Source organism: Paraburkholderia polaris (genome assembly GCF_012927345.1).
In the GTDB taxonomy this organism is placed as follows: domain Bacteria; phylum Pseudomonadota; class Gammaproteobacteria; order Burkholderiales; family Burkholderiaceae; genus Paraburkholderia; species Paraburkholderia polaris.
Genome location: NZ_JABBGJ010000132.1, coordinates 1 through 1,629, shown reverse-complemented (window position 1 = coordinate 1,629; position 1,629 = coordinate 1). Strand labels below are relative to the sequence as shown.

At 61.4% G+C, this 1,629-nt stretch carries 1 protein-coding gene; it reads left to right on the top strand.

The genetic code is table 11. The annotated features are described in order from the left end of the window. Nucleotides 1–135: 135 nt before the first annotated feature. On the top strand, nt 136–1,545 hold the full coding sequence (locus HHL24_RS43270) for an ISNCY family transposase (protein ID WP_169491338.1): 1,410 nt from the start codon (nt 136–138) through the stop codon (nt 1,543–1,545). Nucleotides 1,546–1,629: the final 84 nt, after the last annotated feature.

The window sequence follows — 1,629 nt, the reverse complement described above, 5'->3', positions numbered from 1 at the left end:
ATAAATTATCAACATATTGGGTGTCAGGGCTTTTTGATAATGTCCGATTCTGGCTCATTCGAAATGTCCGGTTTCACTCCCTGAGCCACGCACTACGCGCATGCTGCGCCATGGTAGTCGCCCAGGGAGCCGGACATGAACGCACGTGGATTCGTCACGATCAGCATGCACGAGCTTGAGCGGGTCAAGATCATTGAGGCGGTTGTCGAACACCGGCTGAAGGTTTTTCAGGCAGCCGAGCGTCTGCAGCTGTGCGAGCGCCAGGTCAACCGGCTGGTGCATCGCTATCAGGCCGGTGGACCTGCCGGGCTGGTGTCGGCCCGGCGTGGCCAGCCCGGCAACCGCGAACTGCCGGCTGATCTGCGGGCACGGGCCATGGCGCTGGTGCGTGAGCGCTATGCCGACTTCGGACCGACGCTGGCGTGCGAGAAGCTGGCTGAATGTCATGGCGTGGTGCTGGCGAAGGAAACCGTGCGGCGCTGGATGCGGGAAGCCGGGCTATGGATTCCACGTAAACTGCGGCCGCCGAAACTCCACCAGCCGAGAAACCGCCGCGCATGCCTGGGCGAACTGGTGCAGATCGACGGCAGCGATCATCGCTGGTTCGAGGAACGCGCGCCGGCGTGCACGCTGCTGGTGTTCATCGACGATGCCACAGGCCGGTTGATGGCGCTGCACTTCACGGCGGCCGAATCGACCTTCAGCTATTTCGAGGCGATGCGCGGTTATCTGGAACAGCATGGCAAGCCCGTGGCGCTGTACAGCGACAAGGCCAGCGTATTTCATTGCAACACTCATTCGGTGACGCCTGGCAAGGGCGTGACGCAGTTTGGCCGCGCCCTGTATGAGCTGAATGTGGATACGTTCTGTGCGAACAGCAGTCAGGCCAAGGGGCGCGTCGAGCGCGCCAATCTGACGCTGCAGGACCGGCTCGTGAAGGAACTGCGGCTGCGCGGCATCGGCACGAAGGAGGCGGCCAACGCTTATGCGCCCCACTTCATGGCTGACTTCAACGGCCGGTTCGGCAAGGTGCCCAGGAGCACATTCGATGCACACCGGCCGCTGCGTGCCGACGACGATCTTGACCTGATCCTGACGGTTCGTGTGCCGCGGCGCGTGTCGAAGGTGTTGACGGTGCAGTACGACCGCGTGATCTACCTGCTGGAAGACACGGTGGCAAACCGCAGCCTCATTCACAACTATCTGGACGTGTTCGAATATCCGGACGGACGCATCGAGATCCGGGTCAATGGCGCTGCCCTGCCCTGTGTGCCGTATGACCGGCTCTCGGAGATCGATCAGGCGGCGGTGGTCGACAACAAGCGGCTCGGACACACGTTGCAGATGGCGCAGGTGATCCAGGCGCAGCGCGATGACCGGCGTGCGTCAGGCTCGCCATCGAGGACCAACCAGGGCGAGGCAGCACGTCCGAAGGAGCGCAAGGTGGGCACCCGCAAGCAGCGTGAACTGACGCTTGAAGACCTGAATGCAGCGGTCCTCAGAACTGCCGGAACGCGGGCAGGCTCGGTGTTTAAAAGCCCTTGAAAGTAGAGATTTCTGAACCTCAAAACCGGACATTTCTAAAAAGTCCAAACCCGGACATTTAAAACCAGCCTCGACATTGGGTGT